The organism is Segatella hominis (assembly GCF_019249725.2).
Lineage (GTDB): Bacteria > Bacteroidota > Bacteroidia > Bacteroidales > Bacteroidaceae > Prevotella.
Window position 1 is genome coordinate 3,056,234 of the sequence record NZ_CP137559.1, and the last position, 16,016, is coordinate 3,072,249.

The window sequence follows — 16,016 nt, forward strand, 5'->3', positions numbered from 1 at the left end:
GATTGCTAAGAAGAGCATGAAAAGATTGCTGGAAAAGTTAAGATAAAGGCAAAAGATTGCAGATAGGATAACAAATGAAAGTTGACAGGCTCTTCGGAGTTTTCAATATAGAGATAGGTAAAGATTATTAGGATAACTTGAGGTTGTCTTTCTTCGGGAAGCAATCTCTTAAAAAAAGAAAGGTAAAAATTATGTTAGTTTTAGGTATGGTTTTCGCAGTATTGGTAGCTGTTGCAGCTGAGGTTGGTGCAATCAAGAACGACCTCGCTTAGGCTTAGCCAAGAAGGTTTCCTAAGAGGGAATCATGCGAACGGAGCCGTAGTCATGGGCTTCGAAAAAAAAGTTTAGTTAGATTGGGGTGAGAATCCCAGCATTCATTAGAGTTTGGGATGAGAATCCCTGCGTTTAAGTTAGAATTGGAGATGAAAGTCTCCGCGTTTGAAAGTAGTTTTTGAACGAAGAGGAAGCCAAATGGGCTTCCGCAATTGGGGGCAGGATGCTCCTTTTTTTGTTTTATTGCGGTTGGGTTTCTGAAAAGATAAACTTCATAAAGGCTTGTAATGCATCGGAAAAGGTCTATAAAGCTTCAGGAATGGTCTGTATGCATCATATAGTTCTGTTTGTTGGCCGAACCGGATGAAAATCAGTTTTGAAAGTTTAAAAAGGCAGTTATTAATTCAATAGGTAATATAAAAGGCAATTGCAGGGGTTTTGTAGGTTTCTCTTCGCAGTTGCCTTTATTTGTCAACAGTCAACAGTTAACAGTTCTTTTTTCCCTTATCATTTTGTCGTAGCAGCTTTATAACTATGTCGTAGCAGTTCATTTATAGTGCAGCAGTTTCCTTTATAATTTTGTCTCAAATGGCTTTTTACACTTTATCATTTTGTCACAGCCACTCATTTCCCTTATCATTTTTGTCGTAAATGATCTTTTCGGCATTATAATTTTGTCGCATCAGTCTCGACTTTTCCCTTATCATTTTGTCGCAGGAAAACAGATGCGCTTTTTATAATTTTGTCGTAGCACATCTGTTTCCCGTTTGAAAATCTGTAATAAGCTCTGTTTATGGCTGACAAGAAAGGGCAGGAAACCTAAAAACATAGTCCTACAGATATCACAGAATGTGATTTATGACACACACATTATTTGAAAATCAGGGTGATGAGTCTGTTTTTGTCGAAAAGTTCCCTTGCCACGTCTTGAATCTGTTGGCTGGTGATGGCTTCCACCTGTTCGTAGAGGCAATCAACGTTTTTCTCCCAACCATAGTGGAGGAAACTCTTACCGAAATCGAGGGCGAAGTTCTCACGGTTGTCGCAGGCAACGCCAATCTGACCCTTAATCTGCTTTTTGGCAGCTTTCAGTTGGGAGTCGGAGAGCGGTTTCTCCATCATCCGGTCCAGTTCTTTGCGCACCAGTCGCAGGCAGCGCTTGATGTCGTGTTCATCGCAACCGAAGTAGATGCTCCAGGTTCCCGTATCTCCGTAGGCCACCATTGTGCTTTCCACGGTATAGACCAGTCCGTTGTGCTCTCTCAAGGCGAGATTGAGTTTAGCGTTCATGCCCGGTCCGCCGAGGATATTGTTGAGCAGATAGAGTGGCATTCGTCGGTCGTCGTTCACATCGTAGGCTCTTGTTCCTATCATCACATGCGCCTGATGGGTATTCTTCTGCATCACAATCGTCTGCCCGGCAATCTCTTCCCCCACAGATGGATAATTTTTAGGGAGAATTCCTGCAGCAAGCTTGCCCGAATCATCATCTGCGAGTGCCCTCCCGACAAGCTTCACCAGCTTCTTGAAGTCAATATCCCCGTAGGCGAAGAATATCGCATTGTCGGGGCGATAGAGCTTGCGGGTGAATCGCAGCGCATCCTCAGTAGTGAAGGAGCGAACCTGCTCGGCAGTGCCCAGGATATTATGTCCTAAGGACGAATCCTTGAAGAGGATATTCTCAAACTCATCATAGATCAGTTCGGCAGGCGAATCGTTGTAACTCTCAATCTCGTCGCAGATCACCTCCACCTCCTTGTCGATTTCTGCTTGCGGATAGACGGAGTGGAACACGATGTCGGAAAGCAGATCTACTGCCCTGGCGATGTGCTCCTTCAGGATGGCAGAATAATATACGGTGCCCTCCTTGTTGGTGTAGGCATTGAGGTCGCCGCCCACGCTCTCCAGACAGTTGAGAATGTGCCACGCCTTGCGCCGCTCAGTGCCCTTGAAGGTGACGTGCTCGCAGAAATGGGCGAGTCCTTCTTCGCCAGGTTCCTCATCGCGGGTGCCGGCGTTTATCTGATAACCGCAATATACTACCTTGCTATCGGAAGGCAGATGGATGATGCGGAGTCCGTTGTCGAGTGTATATGTATTGTATTTCATTTCTATGCAAAATCAATGTACAAAAATCAATGTGCAAAATTCATTGTGCAAATTTCTAATGTGCAAAGTTACATCTAAAATGTAATTTATCCAAAAATATCAGCTATTTATTTTGCATTATCGCCAAAAACATTTATCTTTGCCTGCAATTAATTCTGCCGGGGAATTTTGGGCGGGAAATGATTCCAATTCTTCATCGGATAGGAAACTGTTTCCCGGTCAGGAAAGAATCGTTTCCGGTTGGACAAGAATATAGTTTTTTAACAAGAATATAGTTTTTAACAAGATACAGAAATATACAATGCGCAAGGTTATAGGAATAGGAGAGACCGTTCTGGACATTATCTTCAAGAACGGCAAGCCGATAGAAGCGGTGCCGGGTGGCTCGTCGTTTAATGCCGTCATTTCTTTGGGGCGTGCGGGCGTGAATACTTCGTTTATCAGCGAGGCAGGCAACGACCGTATCGGCGAGTATGTCATCGAGTTTTTGAGGGAGAATGGGGTGAATGCCGACAATGTGAGCATCTTCCCTGATTCGAAATCGCCTCTCTCATTAGCTTTCCTCGATGAGAACAACAATGCTGACTACATCTTCTACAAGGATCATCCACACGACCAGCTGGAGTTTGCTACTCCCGAAATCAATGCTGGCGACATCGTACTCTTCGGTTCGTTCTTCGCCCTGAATCCTGTGGTTCGTCCTCAGGTGGCTGGCTTCCTGGAATACGCCAAGAGTCGTGGAGCCATCCTCTATTACGACGTGAATTTCCGTGCTTCTCATCAGAACGAAATCATGAAGATTACGCCTAATCTGATAGAGAATTTAGAGATGGCGGATTTCGTGCGCGGCAGTCATGAAGACTTCGGAATCCTCTATAAAAAACCGGAGGCAGACAAGGTGTATAATGCCGAAATCAGCTTCTACTGCAAGAAGTTCATCTGCACCCAGGGTGCCGACCCGGTGGAGGTGCGTGCTGAGAACGGATTTGCCAAGAGTTATCCTTCGGAGAAGATGAAGACGGTGAGCACCATCGGTGCTGGCGACAACTTCAATGCCGGGTTTGTATTCGGACTGATCAAGGATGGAATCACTCGCGAGGACATCGACCACGGTTTGACCGAGGCGCAATGGGACAGTTTGCTGAAGAGTGCCCAGGAGTTCTCTGCCGAATGCTGCAAGGACATCTACAACTATGTTTCCAAGGAATTCGGAGAGCGGTGTAAAAAGGTAAAAAAGTAAAAAAACAAATATTATGATTGAGATTACAAACAAAATTTATTATGTAGGCGTAAACGACCGCAACAAGCATCGTTTTGAGGGCCTCTGGCCTCTGCCTAACGGAGTGAGCTACAACTCTTATATCATCGACGATGAGAAGGTGGCACTGGTAGATACTGTAGAGGTGGATTTCTTCACCCAGTTTCTCGAGAATATCCACGAGGTGATTGGCGACCGCGAAATCGATTACCTCATCATCAACCACATGGAACCTGACCACAGTGGTTCTATCGCCCTCATCAAGAAATATTATCCTAATATCAAGATCGTGGGCAACAAGAAGACTCTCGGTATGCTGGAAGGCTTCTATGGCGTTACCGACGATGTGGTAGAGGTGAAGAATGGCGAAACCCTTTCATTGGGCAACCACGAGCTGAGCTTCGTTCTCATCCCTATGGTTCACTGGCCAGAGACCATGGTAACCCTCGATGCAAAGAACAAGGTGCTCTTCTCAGGTGATGCGTTCGGCTGCTTCGGTGCGCTGAACGGCGGAATCATCGATACGGAAATCAACTGCGAGACTTTCTGGCTGGAGATGGTTCGCTACTACTCAAACATTGTGGGTAAGTATGGAATCCCTGTTCAGAATGCGTTGAAGAAGTTGGCTGGCGTGGAGCTGGATTACATCTGCTCAACCCATGGTCCGGTTTGGCACGAGCATATTGAGAAGGTTATCGGCATGTATGATAAGATGTCGAAGTATGAGACGGAGCCGGGCCTCGTTATCTGCTACGGCACGATGTATGGCAACACCGAGCGTATGGCCGAAATCATCGCCCGTGCAGCAAGCAAGGCAGGCGTGAAGAACATCGTGATGTATAATATCTCGAAGACTCACCACAGTTACATCCTGCGCGACATTTTCCGCTACAAGGGTCTCATCGTGGGTGCTCCAACCTACAATGCCGGTCTTTATCACGAGATGGAGGTTCTCCTCTCCGAGCTTGCCAATAAGGACGTCAAGAACCACCTTCTTGGCTGGTACGGTTCTCATTGCTGGGCAAGCAAGGCAGTGGCTAAGATTCAGGAGTGGAACGAAACCAAGCTTCACTATGAGCCAGTAGGCGAGCCAGTGGATATGAAGCAGGCGATTACTCCAGAGGTAAAGGCGCAGTGCGAGGCGCTGGGTAAGGCAATGGCCGAGAAGCTGTTGGCAGAATAAAATCAGAATCTATTGGGCACGAGCAATCGTGCCCTTTTTATGTTTCTAAAGAGTTAAATCGATGGAAAAGTTTGGCGTTATCAAGTAAAAAGCGTATATTTGTGACAGAAAATCGTGTCTTGACACAAAAAAACGTCATAAACTATGTATTTTGAACGTAAAGCATACTTGAAAAAGCTCATCTCGGCAGAAGGCAATGGAATGATAAAGATTATCACCGGTATTCGCCGTTTTCCTCTTGGGGAAGAGTTAGATTGTCTTGAAGAAAATGTCAAGGGCGGAAGAACAACTGGGGTTAACAGAGTTAACAGTTAACAGTTGTTTTTCCGCTCTTTCTTCATCTATTCCATAGAGGGTTCTATCCCTCGCAGAGCTTTGTCAATTCTTCCAGGTTATCCGCCACTTCAATCACATCTCGCCAATCGCCACGAATCATGCTTTTCTCTGCCAAATCGTCCAGCAGGGCGATGGTGGAGTTCCAGAAGCCCTTCATGTTGTAGAGAATCACCATCTTGTGATGGTAGCCGATGGTGTGGGCGGCGGCGATGGTGAAGATTTCATCCAGGGTGCCGACGCCGCCAGGAAGGGCTACGAAGAGGTCGCTCTGGGCAAGCATCAGGTCCTTGCGGTCGCTGAGATTATCACACGGAATCTCGATGTCGAGGTCAGGGAAGGTTCTGCCGCCTCTTTCTACAAGCGTAGGAACCACGCCGATGGTTCTGCCGCCATGCGCCTTCACCGCCTTGCCTATGCAATCCATCAGTCCGGAGTTACATCCGCCGAAAACCAGGTCGTGGCCGTTCTCTGCCATCCACTTTCCCATCTCTTCTGTTATCGTGAAGAAATCCGGGTCGATATTCTTATTCGCTGAACAAAAAACTGCTATTTTCATGTCTTTATCTTCTATGATTATGATGTTTTATCTGTTATTTATTGATGTCTTATCCATTATTTATTGATGTTTAGGCAAAGATACGCAAAAATATCGAGATTATTCATCTATTTTTGCGGATAATTTCTTAATTTTGCAAACAATAACTAATCTGATAAACAAAAATAGATTTCTTATAAACAGGACAATAGATTTCTTATAAACAAGACAAGAGAATGAAAAAGATTATCACATATAGCATCATCGCATTGCTGCAGGCGTCTGTAGCGTTTGCACAGGTCTCTCAGAAGCCAAAACTTCAGAAGCGGGAGAAGTATGAATGGGAGGGAGAAATTCCTACCTACGTGGAGCAACTGAAGAAGGAACTGACCTATCCGATGGCTTGGGGCAACAGTCCTTTCAGAAACTTCAAGAAGTGGAAGAAGGCGGCAAGAGAGAAGGTATTCGAATGCATGATGACGCCTCCGAAGGCGGCTGTGGCTTGGGATATGGAAGTGCTCGGCGAGGAACAGAGAGACGGATATAAGGCGCAGAAAATCGCCTTCAATATCAACGCCTATTCCCGCATTACGGCTTATCTCCTGATTCCGGATGGAGAAGCAGAGAAGATTTTGAATGCAGAAGCAGGGAAGAACTCGAATGCAGAAGTTGGATTGCAGCTTTCTGCCCAGAATAAGAAAGCGGGGAAATTTCCTGCCGTAGTGGCGCTCCACGACCATGGTGCCCATCTCTTTATCGGAAAGGAGAAGATGATTCGCCCTTTCTTTACAAAGGAAGAATGGGGAGAAAACAAGGATATTTCTGAAGCAAAAACGGAAGCGCAGAATGAAAGAAAAGAAGCGCTGGGAGAAAGAAAGGGAGAGCTGAAAGAAAACAAGGAAGAATCAACTGCAAATATAAAGGAAGAAAACGAGAGACGGAAGAAGCAGGCGCTCTGTCAGGAGATTTTGGATGATGCAGATGCTTGGGTCAATCAGCTTTATGATGGTCAGTATGTGGGCGATTACCTGGCGAAGCACGGTTATGTGGTGCTCTCGATTGATGCGCCGATGTGGGGCGAACGAGGACGAAAGGAGGGCGTGGATAGAAATAAATACGATCTCATCGCCGGCAATATGATGATGTTGGGTAGAGACCTCTCTGCCTTCATGACTTACGACGATATGGCCAGTACCGAGTTCCTGACTTCGCTGCCGATGGTGGATGCGAAGCGTATCGGATGCGTGGGCTGTTCGATGGGAGCCTATCGTTCGTGGATGCTCTCTGCCTTATCGGATAGAATCAGGGTGGGTGCTTCCATCTGCTGGATGATAACCACCGATGCTCAGCTTACCAGACGTTTTGGCAGAAAGGAGAATGGTGGTTTTGCGAATTGCTTTCCTGGATTGCGCCAGTATCTCGACTATCCTCACATCGCCTCCCTCGCCTGTCCGAAACCGATGCTCTTCATCAGCGGCACAAAAGATAAGCTTTTCCCAGTGCCCGGCGTAAAGGATGCTTTCGCCGAAATGCACAAGGTTTGGAAGAGTCAGGGGGCTGATAATCTGCTGGATACGGAGCTTTGGGACATTCCTCATTCCTGCGGACTGAAGGCGCAGGAGAAAATGCTGGAGTTTCTGGATAAGAATCTGAAATAGGGAAAATATCAAAAGTCTACTACGCTAACCCCTTAAAAAATGCCGTTAGCGTAGTAAACTTTTGCGTTTTTGCTTGTGTTCCCCGAGAAAAAGTTGTATATTTGCACCCAACAAAATATAAAGTTTGCAAGTATGGCTACTATTAATGGAATTATAGGAAGACAGCGTGAGATGGCTCTGTTGCAGGAAATTTACGAATCTCCTAGGGCGGAGTTCGTGGCTGTTTATGGCAGAAGACGTATCGGTAAGACCTATCTTATCGATAAGTTCTTTGGCGATAAGTACGACTTTTATATGACGGGTATCTATGAGGGTACCCGTAAGGAGCAGTTGGCAAACTTTGTCCATCAGCTGGAATTTTATTCTCATAAGGAGCAGAAAACTCCCAAAGACTGGATGGAGGCTCTGTTTATGCTTCGCAAGTATCTGGAGACATTAAAAAAGGAAAAACCAGTGCTCTTGTTCTTTGATGAAATGCCTTGGCTTGACACCCGTTATTCTCGCTTTCTCAAGGCTTTCGAATTGTTTTGGAACGAGTGGGCTTCGAAGCAGGACAATCTGAAACTGATAGTTTGTGGTTCGGCAACCACCTGGATGACGAATACTTTGCTGGGCAATAAGGGCGGATTGCACAATCGTGTGACTCGTTCCATCTATCTCCGTCCCTTCAATCTGGCAGAGACGGAGGAGTTCCTGGTTTCAAGAGGATTCTCAATGGAGCGCTTCCAGATAGCCGAGTTGTATATGGCGATAGGTGGAACACCTTTTTATCTCAATATGCTGAATCGTTCGCTGAGCGTGGCTCAGAATATCGATGAACTCTTCTTCTCATCCAGTGCCCCTTTGAGAAGCGAATATGGCTTCCTCTTTAAATCGCTCTTCAAGGAGTCCACGCTCTATAGAAGGGTGGTGGAGACTTTGACTAAGAAACTGAAGGGAATGACTCGACCTGAGTTGATAGAGGAGCTGAAGGTGGAGGATTCTGGATATGTATCTACCGTGCTCTCCGACTTATGCAACTGCGATTTCATCCGCAAGTATTCGGCTTTTGGAAAGACGGATAGGGATTTTATGTATCAATTGACCGACCTGTATTCGCTCTTCTATCTGAAGTATGTGAAGAACTATCATGGTGAAGACGAGCATTATTGGAGCCATCGGCAGATGGATATTTCCAGTTGGGAGGGCTATGCTTTCGAGCAGGTTTGTCTGCATCATATTCCTCAAATCAAGAGGAAGTTGGGAATTGGTGGCATTCTGTCGAATATCTGCACGTGGTCGTGCCGTGCTTTTACGGATGCAGAGGGCAATAAGCAACTAGGAGCACAGATAGATTTGATAATAGATAGGGGAGACAAGACCATCAATCTCTGTGAGATGAAGTTCGTGAATCATCCTTATTCCATCACTCCCGATTATGCGGCTTGGTTGATCAAGCGCAGGGAATTGTTTAAGCAAGCGACAGGTACGAAGAAGACTCTCCATCTTTCGATGATAACTTCGTATGGAGTGGAGCATAATGCTGGTTGGCAAAACATTCAGAACGAGGTGGTACTGGATGATTTATTCAAAGTAGAATAACATGGGCTTTATGACTATTGTATTTCCTTAGTGCAAGCAAAATTTAAATTAGTGATTTTGGAATAATTAACCGAGAAATTACTAAATAAAAAAGGAGTGGAAGAACAACTGAAGTTAACAGAGTCAACAGTTAACAGTTGTTTTTCCGCTCTTTCTTCTCTTAAAGATCAAAAGTCCACTACGCTAACCCCTTAAAAAATGCCGTTAGCGTAGTGAACTTTTTGAATATACGAAATCAATCTTTACCACAATTCTTCAGGCGACAAGTCCTTGTCCTTTCTGCCCATCAGATAGTAATCGGCAAGGAACTGGATATTGGCCTGAGTAATCTTCAGTCCCTCTTCCTTCACATATCGGCTGGTGAAGATGTTGGCATCAGGAAGCATTCCCTTTTCTATCAGCTTGCAAACAATCTCGTAAGGGAAAGGAAGACCATTGCCGGAGATGATATTGAAACTGTCCTCTGCTGCACGCTCGGCATTGTAGTATGGGTTTTCAGGCGAAGCGATGCAATGGGCGGTTCCGAAGCTGATGTTGATGCCCGTATAAGGACTTCCGTACACGATGATTCCCTTTTCGTATTTCTGAGGGAAACTGATGTTGGAAGGCAGTTCGAAACCGATATTCTTCAGGAATTCCTTCATCGTCTTGACATCCTCGATGAACACAAACTTGTCTCCATAGCCATTCTGCTTGAGCAGGTTGTAGTCGTGGATGCTCTTCTTGTGTTTCTGGACATTTCTTTCAGCCTCTATCTGAGCCTTGTTGTCTTTATAAGTAGGATCGAGGAGAGCACCGGTTTGCCACCAGTCTCCACCAAATCGGAAGAGATTGCATACGAGCACATTCTCGCCGCTGAGGAAGGAAGAAGCATCCCCAATATTGGTAGATTCCTTGAGCACTCTGATGAGGCTTCCTTCTTCTGCCTTCTCCTGATTCTCCTTTGAGGTCTTCTCCGGATCATCTTCCTCCTCATACAAATCCTTCAGATAGAAGAATTTCTCATCCTCTTTCATCATTCTGAAGGCTCTGGTTCCCTTGTAATCGATGTCCGTCCAGAGTTTGTGGGCAGGATGATGCTCGCTGATTTTGGCAAGCCATTCAGCAGAGGTGAGAGCCAGAAGATTGTTGCGACTGTTCATCGTGTGCTCTATCTGGATGGAGTAGGCGATGATTTCATTGAAGCCCTGTGGAGAGCGGGCGAGCTTTTCGAGTTCGAACTGCAGGCGCTTGAGATTGTTGATGTTGAAGAAGCAGTTATAGTGGAACCATGCCAGCACGTCTCTGTATTCCAGGAACTTGTCTTCTGCTGTAGGCAACTCGCAGAGAAATTCACGCAGGCGCTCGTTTTCCGGTGCAGTTTCATACTCCTTGTCGAGAAGATTATACACCAGTTTGGCTGCCAGTTCCATCGTACTGAAGAGGAAAGGTACGGCCTCCTGGATGTAGGCACTCTGCTGGTAATGGTGCCAGCACAGGAACTTGATGTCGGAGATGTTGATCTCGTCCGGATCGTATGGCGCATCATCTACATTGAGAGAGTTCTTGACAAACTCCTTTTCGTTCTCATAGAAAGGGATGTATGAACCATATCGCTTCTTGCATTCAGCGGTGAAAGTCTTCCAGATACAAGTACCGGAGAGCACGTCCTCAAAATATCCGGCGATGCAGAGGGCGAGCTGCTTGGCATCTTCCACGTCTTTGAACTGATGCGTGAAGCAGGCATCATCGAGGGCGTGGTATATTTCATTGGATAACTCCGTATAATATTGATCCACTTCATTAGGTTTCTCGTATGGATGCATTGCCATCCATTCTTGAGTGAAAATTATTTTTTTCATATCATTCGATTGTTTGTTATTTCGTGCAAAGGTAATGAAATAATGGAGAAATCTGCAAGAAATTCAAAGTTTTTTCGTAACTTTGCACCCGAATTTAGGCAATCTTAATAAAACTATATGGTTGCCGCAAGCGTTTTAGAAGGATTTTGCACCCTAATTCATGGCTGGGAGGGTGAATTCGGCCTTCTATTTGATTATACATGAATTAAGGTTAAAAAGATTTGAAGACATTTGAAGAATTGGGCGTGAGCGAAGAGATTCGCCGTGCCATCGAAGAGCTTGGATTTGAGAATCCAATGCCAGTTCAGGAAGAAGTAATCCCATATTTGCTTGGTAATAAGAACGACGTGATTGCGTTGGCGCAGACGGGTACGGGTAAAACCGCATCCTATGGTATTCCTGTCATCCAGAAAACCGATGCTGATAGCAAGCAGACACAGGCTATCATCCTCAGTCCTACACGTGAGCTCTGCCTCCAGATAGCAGACGATTTGAACAGTTTTGCCAAGTACATCGACGGTTTGCATATTGCCGCAGTTTATGGCGGTACCGACATCGGAAGCCAGATTCGCACCCTGAAGCATGGTGTGCAGATTATCGTGGCTACCCCTGGTCGTCTGCTCGATTTGATTAATCGTGGTGTGGCTCAGTTGGAGCACGTCAATAACGTGGTGCTTGATGAGGCTGACGAGATGCTCAACATGGGTTTCTCGGAGAGCATCAATGCCATCTTCGAGAGTGTGCCAGAGGATAGAAACACATTGCTCTTCTCTGCTACCATGAGTAAGGAGATTGAGAAGATTGCCCTCAACTATCTGCACGACCACAAGGAAATCGTGGTAGGTTCTCGTAACGAGGGTGCCGAGCACGTGAATCACATCTACTATCTTGTGAATGCCAAGGACAAGTATCTTGCCTTGAAGCGCATCGTCGATTATTATCCACGCATCTTTGCGATTATCTTCTGCCGCACCAAGCTGGAGACTCAGGATATTGCAGATAAGTTGATTAAGGATGGTTATAATGCAGAAGCCCTGCACGGCGACTTGAGTCAGCAGCAGCGTGACCTCACCATGCAGAAGTTCCGCAACCATACCGTTCAGTTCCTGGTGGCTACCGATGTGGCTGCCCGTGGTCTTGATGTTGACGATCTGACTCACGTCATCAACTACGGTTTGCCTGACGATGTGGCAAGTTATACCCACCGAAGCGGTCGTACCGGTCGTGCCGGAAAGAAGGGAACATCCATCTCTATCATCCATACCAGAGAGAAGTTCAAGGTTCGCCAGATTGAGAAGCAGATAGGTAAGGAGTTCGTGGACGGCGTTTTGCCTACCCCAGAGGAAATCTGCAAGAAGCAGCTCTTCAAGACCATGGACGACATTATGAAGACCGATGTGGACGAGGATCAGATTGAACCATACATGGCAGAAATCAACCGCCAGTTTGAGTACATCGACAAGGAGGACATCATCAAGAAGATGGTAACCATCACCTTCGGTAAGTTCCTGGATTACTACAAGAATGCTCCAGAGATTGTGAAGCCAGAGAGCGGCAAGGGTTCACGTAGCGGAGAAGGTCGTGGAAGCCGTGGCGAGCGTGGTAAGGTTTCCAATGGTCGCAGAAAGCATGAGACTGAGGCTGGTTTCAAGCGCCTCTTCATCAATCTGGGTAAGGCGGATGGTTTCTATCCGGGCGAAATCATGCAGTATCTGAACAAGCACGTGAAGGGTCGCCAGGAGGTGGGTCACATCGACCTGCTGAGTAAGTTTGCCTACATCGAGGTGCCTGAGGAAGATGCGAAGCGCGTGATGAAGGCTTTGAACGGAACTGAGTATAAGGGCAGAACCGTAAGATGTAATGATGCTGACGAGGAAGGTCATGGCAGAGCAGCCCGTGGTGGTGGCCGTGATGCTGAGGGCAGAAGTGGTCGTGGCGGTCGTTCTGCAGAGAAGGGTTCCCGTGGGCGCAGAGGTTCTGATGATGCTCGTTCTGAGCGTGGAGGTCGTGGAAGCCGTGGCGGAAAGAAAACGCGTCGTGAAGAGGAAACAGGCGACTGGCGTCAGTTCTTCCAGAACAATGATAATGTGAAATTCAAGGGCGAGGAGCCAAACTTCGAGGAAGAAGGTTGGGCTCGCCGCCGTCCTAAAAAGAAGTAATTTAGGCAGCGATTTATAATAAGATGAAAGTCTGCATCAAAGGGATGTTTTGATGCAATATCCATATTTGCGGTAAAAATACAGCAATTTCTTTAGCAAATTGCGGTGTTTTTATCGCAATTTTTGTATATTTGCAGCCGTAAATATCAAATAAGGCAAGAAATATGGAATTATTGAAGCAACTTTCTGACAGTCTTATCAAGCCTAAAATATTTGTATGTTTTTTGTACGCAGTTTTAACCCCTAAAAATATTCTGTAATAAGTAAATGAAGAAATCTATTCTTATCGCTTGTCTGGGACTAGTAAGTCTTGGCTTGCAAGCACAGAGCATTTCGCTCGCTGGTGAATGGAATGTAGAGTTGGGAAAGAGCGGTAGTGCTTTTGCCAAGAGTAAGCATGCATCGCAGGGTGAGGTGAAGCGTGCCTTCCTTCCCGGTACCATCGACACGAACCATCTGGGATTCGCTCCGAAAGATACGATGGAAACAACGCATCTTACGAGGCTCTATGCCTATAAAGGAGCTGCAAGATATTCGAGAACAATCAATATCCCGAAGGACTGGAAGAAGAAATCGGCAGAACTCTTCCTGGAACGTACCCGACCGACATGGGTGTATGTGGATGGAGAACTGGTGGATTCCTGCAATTTCATCTCTACTCCCCAGCGCTATCTTTTGCCAAAGAAGGTGAAGCCGGGCAAGCATTTCCTGGAAATCGTGGTGGATAATGGGAAAGGTGTGCCAGAGCAGGTTTACGGCTCCAGCCATGCTTATACGGAAGATACGCAGACCAACTGGAATGGAATTATCGGAAGGATTGAACTTCTGCTAGCCAGCTCAGTAGAGAGCAAATCTGCAGAAACTCTAACAGGAGCAATCCCTAGTAGTTCTGTAGTTTCTTCTACAGTCCTTCAGATGCCTGATTTCGCTAAGGATTTCCATATTGAGGGTGCCCACTTCTACGCCAATGGTCATAGGATATTTCTTCGTGGCAAGCATGATGCGGCAGTATGGCCGCTAACGGGACATGTGGAAATGAGCGTGGAAGGTTGGATGAAGTATCTCGGAATCTGTAAGGAGTATGGCATCAATCATGTGCGCTTCCACTCCTGGTGCCCGCCAGAGGCGGCTTTCGTGGCAGCTGATAGCTTAGGTATCTATCTCCAGCCGGAATTGCCTTTCTGGGGTTCTTTCGATAAGAAGGATGAGAAACTCATGACCTTCCTGCATCAGGAGGGCGTGAATATCCTGCGGGAGTACGGTCATCATCCTTCTTTCCGCATGATGGCGCTGGGCAATGAACTCTGGGGCGACATCGACAAGATGAAGGAGTTTGTGGATGATTTCCGCAAGATTGCGCCCGATAAATACTATACCTTCGGAAGCAATTACTATCTCGGTTATCAGGGAGTAAAAGAGGGAATGGATTACTTCACCACTTGCCGCATCGGAGGCGAGGGATGGGGAAAATACAATACCCATACCCGTGGCTCCTTCTCCTTTGCAGACGCCTACGATGGAGGAATGATCAATCATTTTCGTCCGAACTCTACGATGAACTTTGATGAAGCTTGCGATAAGGCAGGAATCCCAATCATCTCTCACGAAACAGGCCAGTTTCAGACCTATCCTGATTTCAATGAAATCAAGAAGTATAAAGGTGTGCTCTATCCTTATAACCTGGAAGTGTTCCGCAAGCGTCTCGCCGCTGCAGGTATGCTCTCGCAAGCGGATGATTTCCACAAGGCATCGGGCTTATGGAGCGTGAAACTCTATAAGGCCGATATAGAGATGGATTTGAGAACCAAGAATATGGCGGGCTTCCAACTGCTCGACATTCAGGATTATCCTGGACAGGGTAGTGCCTATGTGGGAATCCTCGATGCTTTTATGGATAGCAAGGGACTTGTCCGGGCTGATGAATGGTCTCAGTGGTGTTCGCCAGTGGTGCCTTTGTTGGTGACAGACAGATTCTGCTATGAGGAGAATGACACGATGAAGGCGAAGATTCAAATCGCCAATTATGGGGGAGAGTCTTTGAAGGGCAAGAAAGTGGAATGGAAGTTGGATTATGCCAAGGACGAACGTTATCCAAACGTGTCCAGTGTAGCCGAAACTCTTACTCATTTGAATCAGCCTTCTCCTTTGGCACAAGGCGAGATAACTATCCATACCGACGAGGAGGGATGGATGGATGTTGGCGAGATCGTTCATAAGATGAAAGTGAAAGCCAACGGAATTGACGATGGGGATGGTAAGTGCTTGGACGTGTATGTGGGTTCTCGCAAACTGACCCTCTCCTTGTATATATATGAAGGTGAACTTGATGCGACAAGATATTCCAATACTTACGACCTTTGGGTTTATACGACCCCAAAGAATATCGACTATCTGAAAAAGCAGGTCGTTATTGCCAAGGATTTGACTTCCGATGTCGTCAAGAAACTAGAAAAGGGAGCAAAGATACTTTGGTTTCCTACGACATCGAATCATTTCGTGGCTTCGGATGATACTCTTTCGCAAGCCAGCAATGCCACTCCTTATACGGTTGGCGGTCTCTTCCAAACCGACTATTGGAACTATCGTATGTTCAAGACCATTTGTGAGAACAACAAGAAAAAGGTTTCTCCTGGTACATTGGGTATCTTGACTCGTCCTGAGCATCCGCTCTTCCGAGATTTCCCTACGGAGATGCACACTAACTGGCAGTGGTTCCCGGTCATCAAGGAGTCGCATCCTTTGGTGCTCGACAACTTCCCGAAGGATTACAAGCCTATCGTTCAAGTCATCGACAACATCGAGCGCAACCATAAGTTGGGGCTTGTAATGGAGTGGAAAGTAGGCAAGGGCAAGTTGCTCGTTTGCATGAGCGATTTGGAGAAGGCTTCGAAATATCCAGAAGGCAAGGCTTTCTATCAGAGTGTACTGAACTATATGCGCTCTGCCGATTTCAATCCATCTGCAGAAATAACGGTGGCTGAATTGAAGAAGAAACTCGCCGAAAAGCCTCGTCAGGTTTTATTGAAGGAGCTGAATAATATCTCGCAATATTAATAGGAATTCTGTAAGTTGCGAATCTTTAA

10 protein-coding genes are annotated in these 16,016 nt (G+C 46.2%); 7 read left to right on the plus strand and 3 right to left on the minus strand.

The genetic code is table 11. The features are described 5' to 3' along the window. Positions 1–1,143: 1,143 nt before the first annotated feature. Complete coding sequence (locus KUA50_RS12360; protein WP_218455791.1) at positions 1,144–2,382, minus strand: M16 family metallopeptidase; 1,239 nt, start codon at positions 2,380–2,382, stop codon at positions 1,144–1,146. A gap of 301 nt (positions 2,383–2,683) precedes the next feature. On the opposite strand from KUA50_RS12360, the gene KUA50_RS12365 reads away from it, so the two are divergent. From KUA50_RS12365 to KUA50_RS12375, 3 genes are all read left to right on the plus strand, one after another. Next, positions 2,684–3,622, plus strand: a complete 939-nt coding sequence (locus KUA50_RS12365; protein WP_134842538.1) for a carbohydrate kinase family protein — start codon at positions 2,684–2,686, stop codon at positions 3,620–3,622. 13 nt (positions 3,623–3,635) lie between these two features. After that, positions 3,636–4,823 carry an FprA family A-type flavoprotein gene (locus KUA50_RS12370; protein ID WP_218455792.1) on the plus strand — a complete coding sequence of 396 codons (1,188 nt, stop codon included), beginning with the start codon at positions 3,636–3,638 and terminating at the stop codon, positions 4,821–4,823. Between the two features lie 144 nt (positions 4,824–4,967). Next, positions 4,968–5,138: a hypothetical protein gene (locus KUA50_RS12375; protein ID WP_218455793.1), complete on the plus strand. Its 171-nt coding sequence runs from the start codon at positions 4,968–4,970 to the stop codon at positions 5,136–5,138. A 43-nt stretch (positions 5,139–5,181) separates the two neighbouring features. Here KUA50_RS12375 and KUA50_RS12380 read toward each other — a convergent pair whose 3' ends face one another. Next, on the minus strand, positions 5,182–5,715 hold the full coding sequence (locus KUA50_RS12380; RefSeq protein WP_218455794.1) for a TIGR00730 family Rossman fold protein: 534 nt from the start codon (positions 5,713–5,715) through the stop codon (positions 5,182–5,184). Positions 5,716–6,167: 452 nt separating this feature from the next. Here KUA50_RS12380 and KUA50_RS12385 point away from each other — a divergent pair, with 452 nt between their 5' ends. After that, a complete protein-coding gene (locus tag KUA50_RS12385) occupies positions 6,168–7,352 on the plus strand; it encodes an alpha/beta hydrolase family protein (protein WP_413777465.1) in 1,185 nt (394 codons plus the stop codon). A 132-nt stretch (positions 7,353–7,484) separates the two neighbouring features. After that, positions 7,485–8,933 (plus strand): AAA family ATPase, encoded by a 1,449-nt coding sequence (locus KUA50_RS12390; RefSeq protein ID WP_218455795.1) that lies wholly within the window; start codon positions 7,485–7,487, stop codon positions 8,931–8,933. Between the two features lie 242 nt (positions 8,934–9,175). Here the strand turns inward: KUA50_RS12390 and KUA50_RS12395 are convergent, their stop codons facing one another. After that, positions 9,176–10,774: a DUF3843 family protein gene (locus KUA50_RS12395; RefSeq protein ID WP_218455796.1), complete on the minus strand. Its 1,599-nt coding sequence runs from the start codon at positions 10,772–10,774 to the stop codon at positions 9,176–9,178. Between the two features lie 221 nt (positions 10,775–10,995). Here KUA50_RS12395 and KUA50_RS12400 point away from each other — a divergent pair, with 221 nt between their 5' ends. Together KUA50_RS12400 and KUA50_RS12405 are read left to right on the plus strand one after the other, a co-directional pair. After that, positions 10,996–12,933 carry a DEAD/DEAH box helicase gene (locus tag KUA50_RS12400; protein WP_218455797.1) on the plus strand — a complete coding sequence of 646 codons (1,938 nt, stop codon included), beginning with the start codon at positions 10,996–10,998 and terminating at the stop codon, positions 12,931–12,933. A gap of 267 nt (positions 12,934–13,200) precedes the next feature. Further along, positions 13,201–15,987, plus strand: coding sequence for a beta-glycosidase (locus KUA50_RS12405; protein ID WP_218455798.1), 2,787 nt, complete (start codon positions 13,201–13,203; stop codon positions 15,985–15,987). Positions 15,988–16,016: the final 29 nt, after the last annotated feature.